The 21000-nt window shown below is 67.6% G+C and carries 24 protein-coding genes and 4 tRNA genes; 20 read left to right on the top strand and 8 right to left on the bottom strand.

Going from position 1 to position 21000, the window contains the following annotated elements; translation table 11 throughout:
• The first annotated feature begins 34 nt into the window (after positions 1 to 34).
• From ACY5J6_RS00695 to rplL, 12 genes are all read left to right on the top strand, one after another.
• Positions 35 to 110: transfer RNA gene (locus ACY5J6_RS00695), tRNA-Thr, on the top strand.
• A gap of 10 nt (positions 111 to 120) precedes the next feature.
• Positions 121 to 206 (top strand) — tRNA-Tyr (locus ACY5J6_RS00690).
• A 25-nt stretch (positions 207 to 231) separates the two neighbouring features.
• Positions 232 to 307: transfer RNA gene (locus ACY5J6_RS00685), tRNA-Gly, on the top strand.
• Between the two features lie 3 nt (positions 308 to 310).
• A tRNA-Thr gene (locus ACY5J6_RS00680) sits at positions 311 to 386 on the top strand.
• A gap of 62 nt (positions 387 to 448) precedes the next feature.
• Positions 449 to 1669, top strand: a complete 1221-nt coding sequence (tuf, locus tag ACY5J6_RS00675; protein ID WP_462845516.1) for an elongation factor Tu — start codon at positions 449 to 451, stop codon at positions 1667 to 1669.
• 46 nt (positions 1670 to 1715) lie between these two features.
• On the top strand, positions 1716 to 1880 hold the full coding sequence (gene rpmG / locus ACY5J6_RS00670) for a 50S ribosomal protein L33 (protein ID WP_054638618.1): 165 nt from the start codon (positions 1716 to 1718) through the stop codon (positions 1878 to 1880).
• Positions 1880 to 2062: a preprotein translocase subunit SecE gene (secE, locus tag ACY5J6_RS00665; protein WP_462845515.1), complete on the top strand. Its 183-nt coding sequence runs from the start codon at positions 1880 to 1882 to the stop codon at positions 2060 to 2062. The genes rpmG and secE overlap by 1 nt, the downstream gene beginning before the upstream one ends.
• On the top strand, positions 2059 to 2613 hold the full coding sequence (gene nusG / locus ACY5J6_RS00660) for a transcription termination/antitermination protein NusG (RefSeq protein ID WP_054638617.1): 555 nt from the start codon (positions 2059 to 2061) through the stop codon (positions 2611 to 2613). Before secE ends, nusG begins: the two co-directional genes overlap by 4 nt.
• Before the next feature lie 45 nt (positions 2614 to 2658).
• Positions 2659 to 3102 (top strand): 50S ribosomal protein L11, encoded by a 444-nt coding sequence (gene rplK / locus ACY5J6_RS00655; protein ID WP_054638616.1) that lies wholly within the window; start codon positions 2659 to 2661, stop codon positions 3100 to 3102.
• Entirely contained in the window at positions 3095 to 3784 is a 690-nt protein-coding gene (gene rplA / locus ACY5J6_RS00650) for a 50S ribosomal protein L1 (RefSeq protein ID WP_462845514.1), read from the top strand. Before rplK ends, rplA begins: the two co-directional genes overlap by 8 nt.
• A 208-nt stretch (positions 3785 to 3992) precedes the next feature.
• On the top strand, positions 3993 to 4514 hold the full coding sequence (gene rplJ / locus ACY5J6_RS00645; protein ID WP_054638619.1) for a 50S ribosomal protein L10: 522 nt from the start codon (positions 3993 to 3995) through the stop codon (positions 4512 to 4514).
• 10 nt (positions 4515 to 4524) lie between these two features.
• On the top strand, positions 4525 to 4902 hold the full coding sequence (gene rplL, locus ACY5J6_RS00640) for a 50S ribosomal protein L7/L12 (protein ID WP_428716272.1): 378 nt from the start codon (positions 4525 to 4527) through the stop codon (positions 4900 to 4902).
• Between the two features lie 152 nt (positions 4903 to 5054).
• Here rplL and ACY5J6_RS00635 read toward each other — a convergent pair whose 3' ends face one another.
• The 5 genes from ACY5J6_RS00635 to aceE are packed head-to-tail and all read right to left on the bottom strand — an operon-like array spanning position 5055 to position 11624.
• Complete coding sequence (locus ACY5J6_RS00635; protein ID WP_462845513.1) at positions 5055 to 6296, bottom strand: bifunctional folylpolyglutamate synthase/dihydrofolate synthase; 1242 nt, start codon at positions 6294 to 6296, stop codon at positions 5055 to 5057.
• Complete coding sequence (perR, locus tag ACY5J6_RS00630; RefSeq protein ID WP_462845512.1) at positions 6296 to 6691, bottom strand: manganese-dependent transcriptional regulator PerR; 396 nt, start codon at positions 6689 to 6691, stop codon at positions 6296 to 6298. The genes ACY5J6_RS00635 and perR overlap by 1 nt, the downstream gene beginning before the upstream one ends.
• Before the next feature lie 36 nt (positions 6692 to 6727).
• Entirely contained in the window at positions 6728 to 7639 is a 912-nt protein-coding gene (gene hemC, locus ACY5J6_RS00625) for a hydroxymethylbilane synthase (protein WP_462845511.1), read from the bottom strand.
• A gap of 25 nt (positions 7640 to 7664) precedes the next feature.
• The gene (locus tag ACY5J6_RS00620) at positions 7665 to 8897 is read right to left on the bottom strand and encodes a 2-oxo acid dehydrogenase subunit E2 (protein ID WP_462845510.1); all 1233 of its coding nucleotides are present in this window, start codon (positions 8895 to 8897) and stop codon (positions 7665 to 7667) included.
• 9 nt (positions 8898 to 8906) lie between these two features.
• The gene (gene aceE / locus ACY5J6_RS00615) at positions 8907 to 11624 is read right to left on the bottom strand and encodes a pyruvate dehydrogenase (acetyl-transferring), homodimeric type (protein ID WP_462845509.1); all 2718 of its coding nucleotides are present in this window, start codon (positions 11622 to 11624) and stop codon (positions 8907 to 8909) included.
• A 112-nt stretch (positions 11625 to 11736) separates the two neighbouring features.
• Here aceE and ACY5J6_RS00610 point away from each other — a divergent pair, with 112 nt between their 5' ends.
• The gene (locus tag ACY5J6_RS00610) at positions 11737 to 12594 is read left to right on the top strand and encodes a LysR family transcriptional regulator (protein WP_462845508.1); all 858 of its coding nucleotides are present in this window, start codon (positions 11737 to 11739) and stop codon (positions 12592 to 12594) included.
• Here the strand turns inward: ACY5J6_RS00610 and ACY5J6_RS00605 are convergent.
• Both ACY5J6_RS00605 and ACY5J6_RS00600 read right to left on the bottom strand, forming a co-directional pair.
• Positions 12591 to 12848, bottom strand: coding sequence for a hypothetical protein (locus tag ACY5J6_RS00605; RefSeq protein WP_054638029.1), 258 nt, complete (start codon positions 12846 to 12848; stop codon positions 12591 to 12593). The two genes, ACY5J6_RS00610 and ACY5J6_RS00605, sit on opposite strands and share 4 nt — an antisense overlap.
• Entirely contained in the window at positions 12845 to 13108 is a 264-nt protein-coding gene (locus tag ACY5J6_RS00600; RefSeq protein WP_462845507.1) for a septum formation initiator family protein, read from the bottom strand. The genes ACY5J6_RS00605 and ACY5J6_RS00600 overlap by 4 nt, the downstream gene beginning before the upstream one ends.
• A gap of 197 nt (positions 13109 to 13305) precedes the next feature.
• Here ACY5J6_RS00600 and ACY5J6_RS00595 point away from each other — a divergent pair, with 197 nt between their 5' ends.
• Entirely contained in the window at positions 13306 to 13749 is a 444-nt protein-coding gene (locus ACY5J6_RS00595) for a Fur family transcriptional regulator (protein ID WP_462845506.1), read from the top strand.
• Between the two features lie 84 nt (positions 13750 to 13833).
• Here the strand turns inward: ACY5J6_RS00595 and ACY5J6_RS00590 are convergent, their stop codons facing one another.
• Positions 13834 to 15219 (bottom strand): leucyl aminopeptidase, encoded by a 1386-nt coding sequence (locus ACY5J6_RS00590; RefSeq protein WP_462845505.1) that lies wholly within the window; start codon positions 15217 to 15219, stop codon positions 13834 to 13836.
• A gap of 40 nt (positions 15220 to 15259) precedes the next feature.
• Here ACY5J6_RS00590 and ACY5J6_RS00585 point away from each other — a divergent pair, with 40 nt between their 5' ends.
• From ACY5J6_RS00585 to pstB, 6 genes are all read left to right on the top strand, one after another.
• Positions 15260 to 16141: a DUF1385 domain-containing protein gene (locus ACY5J6_RS00585; protein ID WP_462845504.1), complete on the top strand. Its 882-nt coding sequence runs from the start codon at positions 15260 to 15262 to the stop codon at positions 16139 to 16141.
• On the top strand, positions 16138 to 17238 hold the full coding sequence (gene mnmA, locus ACY5J6_RS00580; protein WP_462845503.1) for a tRNA 2-thiouridine(34) synthase MnmA: 1101 nt from the start codon (positions 16138 to 16140) through the stop codon (positions 17236 to 17238). Before ACY5J6_RS00585 ends, mnmA begins: the two co-directional genes overlap by 4 nt.
• A gap of 36 nt (positions 17239 to 17274) precedes the next feature.
• On the top strand, positions 17275 to 18351 hold the full coding sequence (gene pstS, locus ACY5J6_RS00575) for a phosphate ABC transporter substrate-binding protein PstS (RefSeq protein WP_462845502.1): 1077 nt from the start codon (positions 17275 to 17277) through the stop codon (positions 18349 to 18351).
• Positions 18352 to 18415: 64 nt separating this feature from the next.
• Complete coding sequence (gene pstC / locus ACY5J6_RS00570; protein ID WP_462845501.1) at positions 18416 to 19363, top strand: phosphate ABC transporter permease subunit PstC; 948 nt, start codon at positions 18416 to 18418, stop codon at positions 19361 to 19363.
• The gene (gene pstA / locus ACY5J6_RS00565; RefSeq protein WP_462845500.1) at positions 19360 to 20205 is read left to right on the top strand and encodes a phosphate ABC transporter permease PstA; all 846 of its coding nucleotides are present in this window, start codon (positions 19360 to 19362) and stop codon (positions 20203 to 20205) included. Before pstC ends, pstA begins: the two co-directional genes overlap by 4 nt.
• Positions 20206 to 20985, top strand: a complete 780-nt coding sequence (gene pstB, locus ACY5J6_RS00560; RefSeq protein WP_462845499.1) for a phosphate ABC transporter ATP-binding protein PstB — start codon at positions 20206 to 20208, stop codon at positions 20983 to 20985.
• Positions 20986 to 21000: the final 15 nt, after the last annotated feature.

Raw genomic sequence — 21000 nt, 5'->3', positions numbered from 1 at the left:
CTAAACCCTCGGACAGGGTCCCAACCCCGGTCCTGCCACCCTAGCTCAACCGGCAGAGCACCCGACTTGTAATCGGGGGGTTGGGGGTTCAACTCCCCTGGGTGGCTCCACAAGGGGCATGGGCAGGTGCCCGAGCGGCCAAAGGGGACGGTCTGTAAAACCGTTGGCGCACGCCTACGCTGGTTCGAATCCAGCCCTGCCCACCATCCGGTGTGCTCCGGCACACCCCGCGCGGGAGTAGCTCAGTTGGTAGAGCATCGGCTTCCCAAGCCGAGGGTCGCGGGTTCGAGTCCCGTCTCCCGCTCCACGAGCTCGCGTAGCTCAGCAGGTAGAGCACACCCTTGGTAAGGGTGAGGTCGCCGGTTCGAGCCCGGCCGCGAGCTCCATCTTTTTGACTGCCCTGGGCCCTTCCGCCCAGGGCGGCCTTTGCGTGCAAGAAGGAGGAACCATGGCCAAGGGCGAGTTTATCCGGACGAAGCCTCACGTGAACGTGGGGACGATTGGGCACGTGGACCACGGGAAGACGACGCTGACCGCGGCCTTGACCTTTGTGGCGGCGGCGGAGAACCCGAACGTGGAGGTGAAGGACTACGGGGAGATTGACAAGGCCCCGGAGGAGCGGGCGCGGGGGATCACCATCAACACGGCGCACGTGGAGTACGAGACGGCGAAGCGGCACTACTCGCACGTGGACTGCCCTGGGCACGCGGACTACATCAAGAACATGATCACGGGTGCGGCGCAGATGGACGGGGCCATCCTGGTGGTGTCGGCGGCGGACGGTCCCATGCCGCAGACGCGGGAGCACATTCTTTTGGCCCGGCAGGTGGGGGTGCCGTACATCGTGGTGTTCATGAACAAGGTGGACATGGTGGACGACCCGGAGCTCTTGGACCTGGTGGAGATGGAGGTGCGGGACCTCCTGAACCAGTACGAGTTTCCTGGGGACGAGGTGCCGGTGATTCGGGGGAGCGCTTTGCTTGCGCTTGAGCAGATGCACAAGAACCCGAAGACCAAGCGGGGTGAGAACGAGTGGGTGGACAAGATTTGGGAGCTTTTGGACGCCATTGACGAGTACATTCCCACGCCGGTGCGGGACGTGGACAAGCCCTTCTTGATGCCGGTGGAGGACGTGTTCACCATTACGGGGCGTGGGACGGTGGCCACGGGGCGGATTGAGCGGGGCAAGGTGAAGGTGGGGGACGAGGTGGAGATTGTGGGCCTTGCTCCGGAGACGCGGAAGACGGTGGTGACGGGTGTGGAGATGCACCGGAAGACCCTGCAGGAGGGGATTGCTGGGGACAACGTGGGGGTGCTCCTGCGGGGCGTGGGCCGGGACGAGGTGGAGCGGGGCCAGGTGTTGGCGAAGCCTGGGAGCATTACGCCGCACACCAAGTTTGAGGCCTCGGTGTACATTCTGAAGAAGGAGGAGGGGGGCCGGCACACGGGGTTTTTTTCGGGGTACCGGCCGCAGTTTTACTTCCGGACCACGGACGTGACGGGGGTGGTGGAGTTGCCCCAGGGGGTGGAGATGGTGATGCCTGGGGACAACGTGACCTTCACGGTGGAGCTCATCAAGCCGGTGGCCCTGGAGGAGGGCCTCCGCTTCGCCATCCGGGAAGGCGGCCGCACCGTGGGCGCCGGCGTGGTCACCAAAATCCTGGAGTAACCCCTGGGGGGAGGGCTTCCTCCCCCCGCCCCAAGGGAGGTAAGGCATGGCCAGCGAGGTCCGCATCAAGATTCTCTTGGAGTGCACGGAGTGCAAGCGCCGCAACTACGCCACCGAGAAAAACAAGCGCAACACCCCCTCCAAGCTGGAACTCCGGAAGTACTGCCCCTGGTGCGATAAGCACACCGTGCACAAGGAAGTGAAGATCTGATGCTGGGGCGCATCGTCCGCTACTTCCAGGAGGCCCGGGCGGAGCTTTCCCGGGTCACCTGGCCCACGCGGGAGCAGGTCATCGAGGGCACCCAGGCCATCCTGGCCTTCACCGCCGCCTTTATGGTGATCCTGGGGCTTTACGACCTGGTCTTCCGCTTCCTTATAGGGCTCTTGCGATGAGCATTGAATGGTACGCGGTCCACACCTACGTGGGACAGGAAGAAAAGGCCAAGGCCAACCTGGAGAAGCGGGTGAAGGCCTTCGGCATGGAGGACAAGATCTTCCAGGTCCTGATCCCCACGGAGGAGGTGGTGGAGGTGCGCGAGGGGGGCAAGAAAGAGGTGGTCAAGCGGAAGCTCTTCCCGGGCTACCTCTTTGTGCAGATGGACCTGGGAGACGAGGAGGAGCCCAACGAGGCCTGGGAGGTGGTGCGGGGCACCCCCGGGATCACCGGCTTCGTGGGCGCCGGAAACCGCCCGGTCCCCCTTTCCCCCGACGAGGTGCGCCACATCCTCGAGGTCTCCGGGCTTCTCGGGAAGAAGGAGGCCCCCAAGGCCCAGGTGGCCTTCCGGGAAGGGGACCAGGTGCGGGTGGTCTCCGGCCCCTTCGCCGACTTTACCGGCACCGTGACCGAGATCAGCCCCGACAAGGGCAAGGTCAAGGTCATGGTCACCATCTTTGGGCGCGAGACCCCTGTGGAGCTGGACTTCTCCCAGGTGGTCAAGGCCTAAAAGGCGTCTGCACCCCCAACTTGGGGGGAGCCTAGGAGGAAAAACATGAAGAAGATCGTTGCCGTAGTGAAGCTGCAGCTGCCCGCGGGCAAGGCCACGCCCGCGCCCCCGGTGGGCCCGGCCTTGGGCCAGCACGGGGCCAACATCATGGAGTTCGTCAAGGCCTTCAACGCCGCCACGGCCAACATGGGGGACGCCATCGTCCCCGTGGAGATCACCATCTACGCCGACCGCTCCTTCACCTTCGTCACCAAGACCCCTCCCGCCAGCTACCTGATCCGCAAGGCGGCGGGCCTGGAGAAGGGGGCCCACAAGCCCGGCCGGGAGAAGGTGGGCCGCATCACCTGGGAGCAGGTGTTGGAGATCGCCAAGCAGAAGCTTCCCGACATGAACACCACCGACCTCGAGGCCGCCGCCCGCATGATCGCGGGCTCGGCCCGGTCCATGGGGGTGGAGGTGGTGGGCGCCCCGGAGGTGAAGGATGCCTAAGCACGGCAAGCGCTACCGGGCCCTCTTGGAGAAGGTGGACCCCAACAAGGTCTACACCATCGACGAGGCCGCTCATCTCGTGAAGGAGCTCGCCACCGCCAAGTTTGACGAGACGGTGGAGGTCCACGCCAAGCTGGGCATTGACCCCCGGAAGTCCGACCAGAACGTCCGCGGCACCGTCTCCCTGCCCCACGGCCTGGGCAAGCAGGTGCGGGTGTTGGCCATCGCCAAGGGGGAGAAGATCAAGGAGGCCGAGGAAGCCGGGGCGGACTACGTGGGCGGCGAGGAGATCATCCAGAAGATCCTGGATGGCTGGATGGACTTTGACGCCGTGGTGGCCACCCCGGACGTGATGGGGGCGGTGGGCTCCAAGCTGGGCCGGATCCTGGGCCCCCGGGGCCTCCTTCCCAACCCCAAGGCGGGGACCGTGGGCTTCAACATCGGGGAGATCATCCGGGAGATCAAGGCGGGGCGGATCGAGTTCCGCAACGACAAGACCGGGGCCATCCACGCCCCCGTGGGCAAGGCGAGCTTCCCCGCCGAAAAGCTCGCCGACAACATCCGGGCCTTCCTCCGGGCCCTCGAGGCCAGCAAACCCGAGGCCGCCCGGGGCGCCTTCCTCCGCTCGGTCTACGTGACCAGCACCATGGGGCCGAGCATCCGCATCAACCCCCATTCCTAAGGGCCTCGGGGCCCTGAGGCCCGGGTCCTTGACGCCCGGGCCTCTCCCTTTTAGACTCTTCTTTGGCACCCCGGGCGCTCTTGCGCCCAGGCCAAAGACAGCGGGGGGCTTAAGGGCCTTAAACATCCCGCCGAGGCGCTTGAGGGGAAGCGTTTCGGAAATCCCACACAAAAGGTCGGGGTTCCCCTGCCCCACAAGGGAGGAAGGCGTGCCAAACAAGCGCAACGTTGAGCTTCTCGCCGCCCTCAAGGAGAACCTTGAGCGGGCCCATGGCTCCTTCTTCCTGGTGAACTACCAGGGGCTCTCCGCCAAGGAAACCCACGCCCTGCGCCAGGCCCTGAAGGAGAAGGGCGCCCGGCTCTTCGTGGCCAAGAACACCCTGATCCGCATCGCCCTAAGGGAGCTTGGCCTTCCGGAGCTAGACGGCCTCCAGGGCCCAAGCGCCGTGGTCTTCTACCAGGACCCGGTGGCCGCGGCCAAGGCCCTGAAGGAGTTCGCCCAGAAGAACCCCAAGGGCATCCCCGAGGCCAAGGGCGGGCTTCTCCAGGGCCAGGCGCTCAGCGCCAAGGACGTGGTGGCCCTGGCCGAGCTACCCACCATGGACGAGCTCCGGGCGGAGCTTTTGGGGGTCCTGCAGGCCCCTATGGCGGAGCTTTTGGGGGTCCTGGGCGGTGTGGCCCGGGAGCTGGTAGGCATCTTGGAAGCGTACGCGGAGAAAAAGGCGGCTTAGGAGGTAAAGGATGGCTTTGGACATCGAACGCATCAAGGAAGAGCTTTCCCAGGCGACGGTTTTGGAACTCAAGCAGCTCATTGACGTCCTCAAGGAGGCTTGGGGCGTGACCGCCGCGGCCCCCGTGGCCGTGGCGGCGGCCCCGGCGGCGGCGGCCGCGGCGGCCCCCGCGGAGGAGAAGACCGAGTTTGACGTGATCCTCAAGGAGGCCGGGGCCAAGAAGCTGGAGGTCATCAAGGAGCTCCGCGCCATCACCGGGCTCGGCCTCAAAGAGGCCAAGGACCTGGCGGAAAAGGGCGGCCCCATCAAGGAAGGGGTTTCCAAGGCCGAGGCCGAGGAGATCAAGAAGAAGCTCGAGGCCGTGGGCGCGGTGGTGGAGCTCAAGTAAGCCCTCCGTCCCACGGGGTGCCCCCCGGGCCTAAAGGCCCGGGGTTTTTATACCCCTTTGGCGTGAATCCTTCGCCCAAGCCCAGGTACGGAAGCCCTGCGGGCCTTTTTGACCGGGGCCCCCATGCTGGCTTGGGCCAGCATGGGGTGGTATTACTGCCAGCGCTCCTCGGGGGGAAGCCCCCTAAGCCCCCTCAGCACCTCCCCCACCAGGTAGAGGCTTCCCGCCACCACCACCCGCTCCGAAACCCCAAAGGCCCACGCCAGGGCCCGCATCGGGTCTTCCTCCACGTGGGCCCCTGGGAAGAGGGGAAGGAGGGCCTGGGGGTCCTGGCTCCGGGGGGAAGCGTAGCGGGTGAGGGCCACGGGCCCAAGGCCCCTCAGGGCCTCGGCCATGGCGGCGTGGTCCTTGTCCCGGGAAAAGGCCAGGACGAAGGCGGCGGGCAGAAGCCCGTGGAAGCGGAGGGCTTCCCGGAGGGCCTGGGCCCCCTCGGGGTTGTGGGCCCCGTCCAGGAAAAGCTCCCCTCCCCCAGGCCAAGGGAGGCGCTGGAGCCGGCCTGGGCTTTCCGCCTTGAGAAGCCCCCTTTCCACCGCCTCCCAGGAAGCCCCCAGGAAGCGGCCCGCCAGGGCGGAAAGGGCCAGGTTCTCCGCTTGGTGGGGGCCGAGGAGCCGGACCCTGAGGCGGCGGGTCTCCTCCCCAAGGCGCAAGGTAAAGGCCAGGCCCCCTTCCCCTCCTTCCACCCCCTCCACCTGGAAGGCCTCCCCCAGGACCCAAAGGGGGGCGCCCCGGGCCTGGGCCTCCGCCTTAAGGGCCGCCAAGCCTTCCCCCTTGGCGGCGGTGAGGGCGGGGACGCCCCGGCGGAGGATCCCCGCCTTCTCCCGGGCCACGTCCCTCAGGGTGGGTCCCAGGACCTCCAGGTGGTCGTGGCCGACGTTGGTGACCACGGAAAGGGCGGGCTCGGCGGCGTTGGTGGCGTCCAGGCGGCCGCCCAAGCCCACCTCCAACACGGCGAACTCCACCCCCTCCCGGGCGAAGTGGAGGAGGGCCATGGCTGTAGCCGCCTCAAAGAAGCTCGCCCCCACCCCCTCGGCCAGGGGGCGGACCTCCTCGGCGGTTTCCAGAAGCTTGTCCTGGGGGATGGGTCTGCCTTGGACCGCGATGCGCTCGGCGAACTCCACCAGGTGGGGGCTGGTGTACAGCCCCACCTTGAGCCCGGCCTCCTCCAGGATGGCGGCCAGGGCCCGGGCGGTGCTGCCCTTGCCGTTGGTGCCCCCCACCAGGGCCACGGGGTAGGCCTCCTGGGGGTCCCCCAGGCGGGAAAGAAGGGCCCGGATGCGCTCCAGGCCCGGGGCGAAAAGCCCTTGGCGGGCGTAAAGCCAGGCCAGGGGGTCCATCAGCCCTTGAGGGCCGCTTTGCAGGTGGGGCAGAGGCCCCGGTAGGTGACCTCCACCCCCCGCACCTCCACCCCGGGGTGGGCCTCCTGGGCCAGGGCCTGAAGGTCGGGCAGGTCCACCTCCAGGTCCACGATGGCCCCGCAACCTTCGCAGACCAGGTGCAGGTGGGGGTGGAGGTTGGCGTCGTAACGGGTGGCCTCCCCCGCCTTGGTGAGGGGCACCAGGTAGCCCTCCTCCACCAGGGCCTCGAGGGTGCGGTAGACCGTGGCCAGGCTCACCTTGGGGACCACCTTGCGCACCTCCTGGTAGATCCAGGCGGCGTCCGGGTGGTTGTGGGCCCGGCGCACCACCTCGAGGACGGCCCTACGCTGGCGGGTTAAGCGCTTCAGCGCCATCCCCTCCACTATACCCTAAGGCGGGGGGAATCTCCACTAAAGGGGTCGGGTTTGCTCCAGGATCTCCCGCCCCCCCTGCTCCAGCACGTCTCGGGCGAGCTCCAGGCCGAGCTCCTCCGCCTCGGAGGCCTCTCCCTCGATCTCCGCCCGGATGAAGCTCTTGCCGTCGGGGGAGAAGAGGCCCCCTTCCAGGAGGAGGGTGCCGTCCTCGGCCACCTGGGCCAGGGCCCCCACCGGGGCCAGGCACCCGGCGCCAAGGCCCTTCAGGAAGGCCCTCTCCGCCCGCACCCGGTCGTGGGATGGGGGGTGGTGGAGGGCGTAGCAGAGCTCCTCCGCCAGATCGTCCCCCTGGCGGACCTCCAGGGCCAGGGCGCCTTGGCCCGGGGCGGGAAGCATGACCTCGGGCTCCAGGAACTGGTCGATGCGGTTTCTCAGGTCCAGGCGGATGAGCCCCGCCGCCGCCAGGAGGATGGCGTCGTACTCCCCGTTGCCCAAGGCGGCGAGGCGGGTGTCCACGTTGCCCCGGAGGTCCCTCACCACGAGGTCTTGGCGGTAGGCCAGAAGCTGGGCCTTGCGGCGCAGGGAGCTGGTGCCCACCACCGCCCCCGGGGGCAGGTCCTCGAGGCGCTTGTAGGCCTTGCCCAAAAAGGCGTCCCGGGGGTCCTGGCGCTTGGGGATGGCGGCGATCTTGAGCCCCTTGGGCTCCTCCGTGGGGAGGTCCTTAAGGGAGTGGACGGCGATGTCTATCTCCCGGGCCAGGAGGGCCTCTTGGAGCTCCTTGACGAAGATGGCCTGTTCCCTAGGGCTCGCCCCCTGGTCCCCCCGGGTCTTGATGGTCTTGACCTTAAACTCGGCCTCCGGCCAGCTCTCCTTGAGGCGCTCCACCACAAAGCGGGTCTGGGCCAGGGCCAAGGCGCTGCCCCGGGTTCCCACCACGATGACGCGCATACTTTCCCATACTACACGAAGAACCTCACTCCAGGGCCAGCCCCACGGGGTCCTCCAGAAGCCCCGCCAGGTGGCGGCAGAAGCGGGCGGCCTCGGCCCCGTCGATGAGGCGGTGGTCGTAGGTGAGGCCAAAGGGCATCACCAGCCTGGGCACGAAGGCCTCCTTCTCGGGGTCCCAAAGGGGTTTGGTCTGGGAGCGGGAAACCCCCAGAATGGCTACCTCCGGCCAGTTGACGATGGGGGTGAAACCCACCCCGCCGATGCCCCCCAGGTTGGAGAGGCTGAAGGTACCCCCCTGCATGTCCTCGGGGGAGAGCTTCCGCTCTCGGGCCCTCTCGGAGACCTCCTGGAGCTCCCGCGCCAGGCGCAACACCCCCTTTTGGTCCACGTCCCGGATCACCGGGACCAGGAGGCCGTGGGGGGTGTCCACCGCCACCCCGATGTGGATGTACTCCTTGTAGATGATCTCCTGCCTCTCCACGTTAATGGAAGCGTTGAACTTGGGGAAGGCCTTCAGGGTGAGGGCCAGGGCCTTGAGGAGGAAGGCGGTGAGGGTCAGGCGGAAACCCCGCTCCTCCGCCTTCTTGGCGTAGCGCTTCCTTAAGGCCTCCAGCTCGGTGATGTCCGCCTCGTCAAAGTGGGTGACCATGGGCACCTGGGCCCAGGCCTGGCCCATGGAGCGCAGGGTGGCCTTCCGCACCCCGCTCATGGGCTCGGTGCGCACGGGGCCCCACTTGCCGAAGTCGGGAAGCTTGGGCGCGGGGGCCGCCGGAGAGGCCGCGGGGGCCTCGGCAAGGCCCGCCGCCCGCCGCACGTCCTCCTCGGTGATGCGCCCGGCAAGCCCCGTGCCCCGGAGCCTCAGGAGGTCCACCCCGAGCTCCCGGGCGAGCCGCCTGATGGAGGGGGCGGCCGGGACGAGGCGGCGCTCGGAGGGCGCCTCCTGGGGAGCGGGGCGGGGCGCCTCCCCGGCCTTGGGAGGAGGCGCTTCCGGCTTTTCCTCCGCCTCAGGAGGAGGCGTTTCCGCCCGTTCCTCGGCGAGCTCCAGGAAGGGCTGGCCGGGGCGAACCTCGTCCCCCACCTTGACCAGGACCCGCTTCACCACCCCGCCCACCTCGGCGGGCACCTCCATGACCGCCTTGTCCGTTTCCAACTCCAAGAGGGGCTGGCCGGGGGCCACCTGGTCCCCTTCCTTGACCAGGACCCCCACCACCGTGGCCTGCGTGACGTTGTCGCCCAGTTCCGGAAGCCTGAGTTCCATGCCTTCCCCCTACCGCCTGTGCGGCGGTACCTCTTCCAGCTTAAGCCCCAGGGCCTCCCTGGCCTGGTCCAGGGCCCTGGCTTCCGCCTGGCCCTGCTCCACGAGGAGGGCCAAGGCGGCGTAGGCGATGTGCCGGGCGTCCACCTCAAAGAAGTCCCGGAGAGCCTCCCGGGTATCCGAGCGGCCGAAGCCGTCGGTGCCCAGGGCGCAGAAGGGCCGCCCCACGTGGTCTCGCACCAGGCTGGGGAGGGCCTTGAGGTAATCGGTCACGGCCACCACGGGGCCCTCGTGCCCCTCCAAGACCTCCTGCACGTAGGGCTTCCGCGCCTTACCGAGAAGCCTCCGCTCCCTCTCGGCCTCCACGGCGTCCAGGTAAAGGGCCTTGTAGCTGGTGGCGCTCCAGACGTCCGCCACCACGCCGAAGCCCGCAAGGAGCTCCTGGGCCTTCAGGGCCTGGGGCAGCATGGGCCCGGAGCCGAAAAGCTGCACCCTGGGGCCTTTCCCCTCCCCTTTCCGGAAGAGGTAAAGCCCCTTGAGGATGCCCTCCTTGACCTTTTCCCGGGGCTCGGGCATGGGAGGATGGGCGTAGTTCTCGTTTTCTATGGTGATGTAGTAGAAGACGTCCTCCCCTCGAGCGTACATGCGGCGGAGGCCGTCCTCCAGGATCACGGCGAACTCGTAGGCGAAGGCGGGATCGTAGGCGAGAAGGTTGGGGGCGGCCAGGGCGTAGACGTGGCTCTGGCCGTCCTGGTGCTGAAGGCCCTCCCCCGCCAGGGTGGTGCGCCCGGCGGTGGCCCCCAGGAGGAAGCCCCGGGTCCTCTGGTCGGCGGCGGCCCAGACCAGGTCCCCGATCCGCTGCAGGCCGAACATGGAGTAGGTGATGAGGAAGGGAATGGTGGGGATGCCCCAGTGGGCGTAGGCGGTGCCGGCGGCGATGAAGTCGGCCATGGCCCCGGCCTCGGTGATCCCCTCCTCCAGGATCTGCCCCTCCTTGCTCTCCCGGTAGGCGGTGAGGGTGCCCGCGTCCACGGGGATGTAGAGCTGCCCCTGGGGGGAGTAGACGCCCACCTGGGCGATCAGGGCCTCCATGCCGAAGGTGCGGGCCTCGTCGGGGACGATGGGGACGATGTACTTGCCGATCTTGGGGTGGCGGAGGAGCTTGGCCAGGATGCGCACAAAGGCCATGGTGGTGGAGATCTCCCGCTCCCCCGAGCCCTCGTAGAACTCCCGGAAGAACTCCTCCTCCGGGACCTCGAGGCCCCCCTTGAAACGCACCCGCCTTTCGGGCACGAAGCCGCCCAGGGCCTTCCTCCTTTCCAGGAGGTAGCGGACCTCGGGGGAGTCCGGCCCCGGGTGGTAGTAGGGAAGCTCCACCAGCTTCTCCTCCGGAAGGGGGATGCCGAGGAAGCGCCTCGCCTCCTTCAGGTCCTCCTCGGTGAGCTTCTTCACCTGGTGGGCCACGTTCTTGGCCATGACCGTGGGGCCCATCCCGTAGCCCTTGATGGTCCGGGCGAGGATGACCACGGGGCTTCCCTGGTGCTCCACCGCGGCCTTATAGGCGGCGTAAATCTTGACCATGTCGTGGCCGCCCCGGGACCGGGTGAGCTCGGTGAGCTCCTCGTCCGTCATCCCCTCAATGAGCTTCTTGAGCTCGGGGGTGTTGAAGAAGCGCTCCCTTAGCTCCTTCCCCCCGAAGGCGGCGTAGCGCTGGCTCTCCCCGTCCACCAGGGCCTCAAAGCGGCGGAGGAGGTGGCCCTCCGTGTCCTTGGCGAGGAGGGCGTCCCAGGCGGAGCCCCAGACCACCTTGATCACGTGCCAGCCCGCCCCCCTATAGAGCCTCTCCAGCTCCTGGATGACCTTGGAGTTGCCCCGCACGGGGCCGTCCAGGCGCTGGAGGTTGCAGTTCACCACGAAGATGAGGTTGTCCAGGTTCTCCCGGGCGGCGAGGTGCAAAGCCCCCACCGTCTCGGGCTCGTCGTGCTCCCCGTCCCCCAGGAAGGCCCAGACCTTGGCGGAGCTTTTGGGCTTGAGGCCCCGGTCCTCGAGGTAGCGCATAAAGCGCGCCTGGTAGATGGCCTGGATGGGCCCTAGGCCCATGGAGACCGTGGGGAACTCCCAGAAGTCGGGCATGAGCCAGGGGTGGGGGTAGCTGGAAAGCCCCCGCCCCCCCGGCACCAGGGGGTGGACCTCGCGGCGGAAGTTCTCCAGGTCCTCCTCCCTAAGCCGCCCCTCCAAAAAGGCCCGGGCGTAGTTCCCGGGGGAGGCGTGGCCCTGGAAGAAGACCAAATCCCGGTCCAGCCCCGCCTCCGGCCCGCGGAAGAAGTGGTTGAAGCCCACCTCGTAAAGCTCGGCGATGGAGGCGTAGGTGGCGATGTGCCCCCCGATGCCCTCGGCCCTCTTGTTGGCCCGGGTGACCATCATGGCGGCGTTCCAGCGCAGGATGTTGGCGATGCGGCGCTCCAGCTCCAGGTCCCCGGGGTAAGGGGGCTCCTTCTCCTTGGGGAGGGTATTCAGGTAAGGGGTGTTGAGGCGGTTTTGGGGAAAAAAGCCCTGCAGGTAGAGGTACTGGTCCAAAAGGCGCAAAAGCTCCTCCACCCGCTCAAAGCCTTCCACCCGGAGCACGTACTCCAAGGACTCCAGCCACTCCCGGTTCTCCACCTGCCTAAGGCGCTCCCGCTCCTCCGGCGAGAGGGCCCTAAAGGCTTCCACCAGCGCTTTCTCCGTCATGCCTCCCCCTTGCGGAAAACTACACTACACCGACCTACCTCTAAGTGTGGCGCAGGGGAGGCCGGTTTGTCCAATAGAACCTCCCGAGCCCATGTGATAAGCTTTTCTTATCATGGACCTGCGCCGCCTGCGCCTCTTCCTCCTCCTGGCCGAGGAAAAAAACTTCCACAAGGCGGCGGAGCGGGCCTACCTCTCCCAGCCGGCCCTCTCCCAGCAGATCCAGGCCCTGGAGCGGGAACTCGGGGTCAAGCTGGTGGAGCGGAGGCCCTTCCGCCTGACCCCGGCGGGGGAGGCCCTGAAAGAGCAGGGGGAGAAGCTTCTTAAGGAGGTGGAGGCCCTGAAGGAAAGGGTGCGCCGGGCGGGAAGGAGGGAGCTGCGCTTCGGCGTGCCGGAGAACCTCCTCCCCGACCTTATGCCCCTCCTGGACCACCTGCGCCGGGGGCTGGGCCAGCCCGTGGAGGTCTTGGAGATGCACACCCCCGAGCAGGTGCGGGCCCTCAAGGAAGGACGGCTGGACTACGGGCTTGCCGGGCTAAAGGTGGAGGACCCCGGGATCGGGGAGGAGCCCCTTTTCAAGGTGCCCATCGTGGCCCTCCTGCCCGAAGGCCACCCCTTGGCGGGGGAGGAACGGGTGGCCCTAAGCAACCTGCGGGAGGAACCTTTTCTTCTCATCCCCCGGGAGTCCCTCCCGCCCCTCCACCAGGCCTTCATGGAGGTTTTCCGCAAGGCGGGGTTCGCCCCCAAGGTGGTGCGGGAGGTGGCCCGCTTTCCCCAGGCGGTGAGCCTGGTGGCCGCCGGGGTGGGGGTCTACCTCACCCTGGCCCCGTACCGGGTCTTTCCCCACCCGGGCACCGTTCTTAAGCCCCTGAGAGAGGAAGCCGCCCTGCAGGTTTCCCTTATCTACTGCAAACACCCCCCGCCCCCCCGCCTTCAGGAGGTGCGGGCCCTGCTTTCCGGCCTGGTCCTTTAGGCCTGGAGCCCGGGGGCCTCCCCCTCGCCCCAGGCGAGCTCCACCAGGGCGATAAGGTCCTCCACGGGCACCCCATAATCCCGGGAAAGGCGGGTGATCTCGTGGCCCAGGCGGCGGAGATGGGCAAGCTGGGCGGGGCCGGCCTCCTGGGCCAGGCCCAAAAGCCAGGAGAGGAGGGTTTCGGCCTCCTCGTCGGTGAGGCCATCGGTCAGGGCCTCGTCTTCCAGAAGCAGGTGGGCGGGGTCGTCCCTCATCGCCTCTTTAGTATCTCCCCTTGGCGCACCATGCCAAGCCTGCGGGCCAGGGCCTCGAGGTGGGCGGGGTCCTGGGATGCCGCAAGCCAGGCCCTGAGCTCCGCCACCCGCGCCTCGGCTCGGCGAAGCTCCGCTTCCAGCCGGGCCTCCCTTTGGGCCAGCTCGTGGGCCCGCACCCCCTCCTGGGCCAAAAGGAAAAGCGCATGGACCAGGCCCAGGGCGAAGACCAGGTGGAGGAAGCGGTAGATGGGACGCTCCACGGTGCGGCCATTATACCCGAAGCCCCGTCTTGGGAAAACCAAGGATTATTTCTAGAATAGAGGTAAAGGCAAGAAGGCAACGGGTGCAGAAAAAGCCCGCCAAGGGCAAAGGTGGCGTATCTACCTCATTGGCGATCTTCTGCGTGTTGCATCTGCACACCACCTGTGTATACTGGAACTGAAAGGAAGGAGGAGCCATGCCAAGGACCAAGGAAAAGGAGAACTACCGGGCGCGGCTTAAGGCGGTGGGCCTGCGGCACACCCTGCCCAGGGAGCGGATCCTGAGCTACCTGGACCGCAAAAACGTGCACCCCACCCCGGAGGAGCTCTACCAGGGCCTGAAGAAGCGGGGCTACGACATCGGCCTCTCCACCGTCTACCTCAACCTCCACGTGCTTAGGGAGCACGGCCTGATCTACGAGTTCAAGGACCCCAAGGGCTACACCCGCTACGACGGCTACAACGAGCCCCACGTGCACCTGGTCTGCCTCTCCTGCGGCAAGGTGGAGGACCTGCTCCTCAAGAACCTTCCCGAGCTGGACGTGAACCCCGCCATGCGGGCGGCCGCCGAGCGCACGGGCTGGGCCCTGGAGGGCTTCCGCCTGGAATTCCGGGGGAAGTGCCCGAGCTGCCAAAAGTAGGCGCCTAAACCTGGGGTCTGGGGAATCTCCCCAGGAACCTTTCTCTGGGGTCCCCATGCTGGCGAAAGCCAGCATGGGGTGGCATCACAGGGCCTCCGCCACCTTCAGAAGGGTGCGCACGCCGAAGCCCGTCCCCCCCTCGGGGCCCAGGGCGTGGGCCTTCTTGGCGAAGGCGGGCCCGGCGATGTCCAGGTGGACGAGGGGCACCTGCACGAACTCCGCCAAAAAGAGGGCGGCGGTGATGGCCCCGCCGTAGCGGTCCCCCACGTTCTTGAGGTCGGCCACAGGGCTTTTCAGCTTCTCCCGGTAGGCCTTCTCCAAGGGCATGGGCCAGACCTTCTCCCCCGCCTTTTCCGCCGCCTCCCGCACCTTATCCCCCCAGGAGGGCTCGGTGGCGAAGAGGGCCGCCACCTCCTCCCCCAGGGCCACCACCGCCGCACCCGTGAGGGTGGAAAGCTCCAGGATGCGCTCCGCCCCCTCCCTTTCGGCGTAGGCCAAGACGTCGGCCAGGGTGAGGCGGCCTTCGGCGTCGGTGTTCATCACCTCCACGGTCTTTCCGGAAAGGGTCTTGAGCACGTCCCCCACCCGGTAGGCCCTACCGGAGACCAGGTTCTCGCAGGCGGCGATGTAGCCCCTTAGCTCCACGGGAAGGCCCAAAAGGGCCGCGGCCTTGAAGGCCCCGAGCACGGCCGCCGCCCCCGCCATGTCGCCCTTCATGGTGGCCATGCTCTCCGTGGGCTTTAGGGAGTAGCCGCCGGAGTCAAAGGTGAGGCCCTTCCCCACCAGGTCCAGCCGGGCCTTGGGCCTTGGCGGGGCGTAGCGGAGGCGGATGAACCGGGGCGGGTTCTCCGAGCCTTGGGCCACGGCGAGGAAGGCCCCCATGCCGAGCTCGGCGATGGCCTTCTCGTCCAGGACCTCCACCTGCACGCCCAAGGCCCTAAGCTCCAAGGCCCGCTCCGCCAGGGCCTCGGGGGTGAGGAGGTTGGGGGGCTCGTTCACCAGGTCCCGGGCCAGGTAAACCCCTTCCGCCACCTTCCTCGCCCGCTCCAAAAGGGCCTCGGGGACGCCCGGAAGGAGGAGGGTGAGGGCCTTTTCCTCCTGGGTGGCCTTGAACCGGTCAAAGCGGTAGGCCCCGAGGAGAAGGCCCTCGGCCAGGGCGTAGGCGTCCTCCAAAGGCTCCACCAGGGCCTCGGGGAAGGCGAGCCTGAGGAGGGCCTGGGCGAGCCTCCCCCCGCTTTCCCGGTCGTCCTCGCCCCGCCCGAAGAGGAGGACGGGGCCTTCCTCCGCGTAGAGGAGGAGGCTCTCCCCCGCCTTAAGCCCCGCCTCCTTCAGGGCCTGCCGGAGCCGCCCCTTGAGGCGGGCGTCCAGGACCTCCCCCTGGGGGAGGAGGGCGCCTTCCTTGGCCCAGACCACCTTGAGGGGGGCCCGGCCCTCGGCCAGGCCCGTGGAAACGGCGCGTAGGGTGATCACGTGCAAGGTTTTACCACAAAGGCGTGGCAGAATGGGAGGGATGCGGTGGCTTCTTTTGGCGAAGCAGGCGGCCCTCGGGGGGGCGGCGGCCCTCGAGGGGGTGATGATGAAGGCCCCTTGGGCCTGGGCCCTGGCGGTGCGCTTGCCGGACGGAAAGATCCACGTGGAACGCCACGAGGAAAGGGCCCTCACCGAGCGCTACCCCTGGGCACGGCTTCCCCTCCTCCGGGGGGTGGTGGCCCTCTTGGACGCCCTCAGCGTGAGCTACCGGGCCCTGGCGCGGAGCGCCGAGCTCGCCGGGGGCGAGGAAGTCCCCAAGGGGGCGCTTTGGGGGACGGTGGCGGTGAGCCTCCTCATCGGCATCGCCCTCTTCATCGTCTTCCCCGGTTTCCTCTCGGGGCTTCTCTTGGACCCCGCCCGCCACCCCGTGCTCTACAACCTCCTGGCAGGGACGATCAAGGTGGGGATCCTCGTGGGCTACCTCCTCTTCATCCGGCGCATGCCGGAGATCCGCCGCTTCTTCATGTACCACGGGGCGGAGCACAAGGCCATCCACGCCTACGAGAAGGGGCTTCCCCTCACCGTGGAAAACGTCCTGGCCCAGCCCCGCTTCCACCCCCGGTGCGGCACCACCTTCCTCGCCTTCGTCATCGTGGTCTCGGTGCTGGTCTACAGCCTGATCCCGGCCCCAGAGGTCCTCTGGTGGCGGCTTTTTGCGAGGGTCCTCTTCCTGCCCGTGGTGGCCGCCTTGGCCTTTGAGCTCCTCTACTTCTCCGCCCGGCACCAAGACCCCCTCTCCCGCCTCTTCCGGGAGCTCGGCTTCCGCTTCCAGGCCCTCACCGTGGCCGAGCCCACCCCGGAGATGGTGGAGGTGGCCATAAGGAGCACGGAGGCGGCCCTGGGGGAGAAGGTGGTGGCATGAAGCGGGTTCTCGTGGCCATGTCCGGGGGGGTGGACTCCTCCGTGGCCGCCCTCCTCCTCAAGGAGGCGGGCTACGAGGTGGTGGGGGCCATGATGCGCTTCTGGCCCGACCTTCCGCCCCCGAGCCTGGAGGGGGGCAGGCCCCGGGCCTGGGAGAGCTGCTGCACCCCCGATGCCGCCTACGAGGCCCGGCGGGTGGCGGACCGCCTAGGCATCCCCTTCTACCTCCTGGACTACCGGGAGGTCTTTGAGGAGGAGATCATCTCCCCCTTTTTGAGGGACTACGCCCGGGGGCGCACCCCGAACCCCTGCGCCCGGTGCAACACCTTCGTCAAGTTCGGGGCCCTCCTCAAGCAGGCGAGGAGGCTCGGCCTGGACTACGTGGCCACGGGCCACTACGTGCGCAAGGAGGGGGAGGCCCTTCTTCGGGGCCTTGACTCAAGGAAGGACCAGACCTACTTCCTCTGGGGCACCCCCAAGGAGGCCCTCCCCCACCTCCTTTTCCCCGTGGGGGGGCTCACCAAGCCCGAGGTGCGGGCCCTCGCCGAGAAGGCGGGCCTCCCCACGGCCCAAAAGCCCGAAAGCCAAAACCTCTGCTTCGTGGCCGGGGACCTCGAGGGCTTCCTCAAGGAGCGCCTAAGGCCCAGGCCCGGCCCTCTCGTGGACGCCCTCACGGGGGAGGTGGTGGGGGAGCACCAGGGGGCGAGCCTCTACACCCTGGGCCAGAGGAAGGGGCTCGGGCTCTACAAGACCCACCTGGAGCGGTACGTGGTGGGCGTGGACCCCGAACGGAACGTGGTCTACGTGGGGCCCAGGGAGGCCTGCTACTGGGAGGGCCTGGAAGGGGAAGGCGTGAACCTCCTCACCGACCTTCCCGAGGAGGTGGAGGTCCAGGTGCGCTACCGCACCCCCCCTGTGCGGGCCCGGGTGGAGTCCCTAAACCCCTTGCGCCTCCGCTTCGCCCACCCCGTCTTCGCCGTTACCCCGGGGCAGAGCGCCGTCTTCTACCGGGGGGAGAGGCTCCTTGGGGGTGCGGTGATCCGGAGGGGGCTTTACAACCTGGCGGGCCTCGAGGCCCCCGCCTTGACCTTCTCCTGACAAAGGTCGGTCAAAGTACGGGTGGGAGGTTGAGCGATGCGAGGGAAAGCGGTTCTTCTTATGGCGGTGGCCCTGGCGGGCCTAGGTTTGGCGCAGCAGACCATCACCCTGGTGGGAGCGGGGGCCACCTTCCCCTACCCCCTCATGGCCAAGTACGGGGACGAGTACACGGGGCTTACCGGGGGCAAGGTGCGCATCAACTACCAGTCCATCGGATCCGGGGGCGGCATTCGCCAGTTCCTGGAGCAGACCGTGCACTTCGGCGCCTCCGACGCCCCCCTGGACGACCCCCGCATGAAGGAGGTCAAGGAGCGCTTTAAGACCAACGCCCTAAACATCGGCTATGCCCTGGGAGCGGTGGTGCCCGCTTACAACCTGCCGGGGCTAAAAGAGCCCCTGCGCTTCAGCGGCCCCGTCCTGGCAGACATCTACCTGGGCAAGATCAAGACCTGGAACGACCCGGCCCTCCAGGAGCTGAACCCCGGGGTGAAGCTTCCCCCCTTGCCCATCACCGTGGTCCACCGCTCCGACGGCTCGGGTACCACCTACGTCTTCGTGGACTACCTCTCCAAGGTGTCCCCCGAGTGGGCCCAGAAGGTGGGCCGGGGCACCAGCGTCCAGTGGCCCGTGGGCGTGGGCGGCAAGGGCAACGAGGGCGTGGCCGGGGTGGTGAAGCAGACTCCCGGGGCCATCGGCTACGTGGAGGTCACCTACGCCAAGCAGAACAACCTGGCCTACGGGGCGGTGCGGAACAAGGCGGGCCGCTTCGTCCTGGCGGACCTGGCCTCCATCAAGGCGGCGGCCAACGTGCCCCTGCCGGGGGACATGCGGGTTTCCCTCACCGACACCGCCGCCCCCGACGGCTACCCCATCGCCAGCTTCACCTACCTCCTCCTCTACGAGAACCTCTCGGTCAACAAGGCGGTGAAGTCCGAGGCCGAGGCCCGGGCCTTGGTGGAGTTCGTCAAGTGGGTCCTCACCGAGGGGCAAAGGTTTAACGAGCCCCTCACCTATGGGGCCCTTTCCCCGGTGGCCCAGCAGCGGGCCTTGGCCCTTCTGTCCCGGGTCACCTACGAGGGCAAGCCCATCGGCAAGGAGATCGTGGGCCGCTAAAGCCAGGCCAGCCTAGGGGTGGCCTTTCCCGGGGCCACCCCTTATCTTGAAGAAGGGTTTGCGCATGCGGCGACTCTACAGCCACTTAGGCGACCGGATCTTCGCCCTTTTCCTCCTTCTCCTGGCCTTGGGCGTGGTGGCTTTAGCCCTCCTCATGGCCTACGAGCTCTATCAGGGGGGAAGCCTGGCCTTGAAGCGTTTCGGCCTCCTGGGCTTCGCCTTGGGAAGGGAGTGGGACCCTGTGGTCCAGAAGGCCTTTGGGGCCTGGCCTTACATCCTGGGCACCCTTATCGTGAGCCTCTCCGCCCTCTTTCTTTCCTTCTTCCCCGCCCTGGCGGCGGCCATCTTCGCCGCCGAGTACGCCCCCAGGTGGCTCGCCCAGACCATCAACTTCCTTCTGGACCTGATGGCCGCCGTGCCCAGCGTGGTGTACGGGCTTTGGGGGATCTTCGTCCTGGCCCCCTGGCTTAGGGATGCGGTCCAGCTTCCCCTTTACATGTGGGCGGCGGAGCGCCTTCCCGGCCTCCTCCCCTTCCTCGGGGTACCCACGGGCTACGGCCTCATGACCGCCGTGCTCATCCTGGCCTCCATGATCGTACCCTACACCGCGGCCTTGGCCCGGGACGCCATCGCCCTGGTGCCCAAGGAGCATCGGGAGGCCGCCTACGCCCTGGGGGCCACCCGCTGGGAGGTGATGCGCCTGGCCGTCTTGCCCTTGGCCCGGGGGGGGATCATCGCCGGGGCCTTCCTGGCCCTGGCCCGGGCGGTGGGGGAGACCATGGCGGTCACCATGGTCATCGGAAATTCCCACAAGCTCCCCTACACCCTCTTCGGAGGGGCGGCCACCATGCCCAGCGTCATCGCCAACGAGTTCACCGAGGCGGTGGAGGACCTGCACCTGTCCGCCTTGATCGCCGTGGGCTTCCTTCTCTTCCTGGTTTCCATGCTGGTCAACTTCACCGCCGCCTACATCCTCAGGCGCCAAGAGCGCCTGGTGAAGGGGGTGCTGTGACCGAGAAGGACCTGGCCCTGAGGCGGCGCTACCGGGTGGAGCGCCTCATGATGGCCCTGGTGGCCCTAGGCACCCTTTTGGCTTTCCTGATCCTCTTTTTAGTCCTGGCCTACGCCCTTTTGCAGGGGGCGGGGGCCCTTAACGTGGACTTCTTCCTCAAGGACATGCGTCCCCCCGGGGAAACGGGGGGGGGCTTGCGGCAGGCCATCGTGGGCACCCTCATCGTGGACGGCCTGGGCCTCCTCATCGCCCTGCCCTTCGGGCTGGCCGCAGGTATCCTCTTGGCGGAGTACCCGGACCATCCCGTCAATCCTTACCTCCGCCTCCTCTCCGACACCCTAAACGGGATGCCGGCCATTCTCTTTGGCCTTCTGGCCTTCGTCCTGGTGGTCAAGCCCATGGGGGGCTTCTCCGGGCTCTCCGGAGCCTTCGCCCTGGGCTTCCTCATGATCCCCATCCTGGCCCGAAGCACCGAGGGGGTGCTCTCCCTGGTGCCCAAGGAGATCCGGGAAGCGGGGCTCGCCCTGGGGCTTCCCCGCTGGCGGGTGATCCTTTCCCTGGTCCTGCCCACGGCCCGTGCGGGACTCATCACCGGGATCCTTTTGGCCTTTGCCCGGGCGGCGGGGGAGGCCGCCCCCCTCCTCTTCACCGCCTTCGGCAGCCCCCTTTTGGAGCTCAACCCCTTGAAGCCCATGGACACCTTGCCCCTAAGGCTCTTCGCCTTTGCCATCAGCCCTTACGAGGACTGGCACCGCCAGGCTTGGGCCGCAGGGTTGGTGCTTTTCGGACTCATCACCCTGACAAGCCTTCTCGCCCGCTGGGCCTCGAGGCGGAGGTTCTAAATGCCAGAAGCCGTGGACGTGCACATGGAGTCTAGGAACCTGGTGGTCCGTTACGGGAACCGGGTCGGCGTGGGGGTGGGCGGGGGGGTCAGCCTGCCCCTCTACCGCCACAAAATCACCGCCCTCATCGGTCCCTCGGGGTGCGGGAAGACCACCTTCCTAAGGGCCTTGAACCGCATGCACGACCTCACCCCCATCGCCAGGGTGGAGGGAGAAGTCCTCCTGGACGGAGAGAACATCTACGCCCCAGGGGTGGACCCGGTGCTGGTGCGCCGCCGGGTGGGGATGGTCTTCCAGAAACCCACCGCCTTCCCCACCCTGTCCATCTACGACAACGTGGCGGCCGGGCTCAAGCTGGTGGGTATCCGCGATCGCAAGCGCCTGGACGAGGCCGTGGAGCGGGCCCTCAAATGGGCGGCCCTTTGGGACGAGGTGAAGGACCGCCTGAGGGCCCCGGCCAGCGGTCTTTCTGGGGGCCAGCAACAGCGCCTCACCATCGCCCGGGCCCTGGCGGTGGAACCCGAGGTCCTCCTCATGGACGAGCCCACCGCCAGCCTGGACCCCATTTCCACCCAGGCCATAGAAGACCTCCTGCTGACCTTAAAAGAGCAGGTCACCATCGTCATCGTCACCCACAACATGCAACAGGCCGCCCGGGTCTCCGATTTCACCGCCTTTTTCCTGAACGGGGAGATGGTGGAGTTCGGGGCCACCGAGGTCCTTTTCACCAAGCCCAAGGATCCCCGCACCGAGGCCTACATCAGCGGGCGCTTCGGCTAATACAATAATCGGTGC

It is taken from the genome of Thermus sp. H19.2 (assembly GCF_054979525.1).
This window is presented reverse-complemented; position numbering and strand designations above follow the sequence as displayed.